The sequence below is a fragment of the Burkholderia sp. SIMBA_051 genome (genome assembly GCF_046534915.1).
GTDB classification, from domain to species: Bacteria; Pseudomonadota; Gammaproteobacteria; order Burkholderiales; family Burkholderiaceae; genus Burkholderia; species Burkholderia ambifaria.
In genome coordinates this window covers 1-260 of sequence record NZ_JAWRXS010000470.1, presented here as the reverse complement: position 1 = coordinate 260, position 260 = coordinate 1, and the positions used below count along the sequence as shown (strand labels likewise).

General features: G+C 68.8%; 1 pseudogene. It reads left to right on the top strand.

The features are described 5' to 3' along the window. Nucleotides 1-260: pseudogene (locus tag SB771_RS35330) on the top strand (MarR family transcriptional regulator); the annotation flags it as partial.

Sequence of the window (260 nt, the reverse complement as noted above, 5' to 3'; positions counted from 1 at the left end):
AGGTCAAGCACAAGGCCTATCCTGTGCAGGAATGGGGCGGCATGGTGTGGGCGTACATGGGCCCGCAAGACGCCATCCCCGCGTTCGTGCCGCCAGCCTGGGCGCCGACCGCCGATACCCGCGTGAGCATCGCGAAGGCGCTGCTGCCGTGCAACTGGGCGCAGATTCTCGAAGGCGCGATCGATTCCGCGCACAGCTCGAGCCTGCATTCGTCCGACTTCGTGCCGGCGCGCGTCGGCGGCGCCGAAGCGACCGGGAAG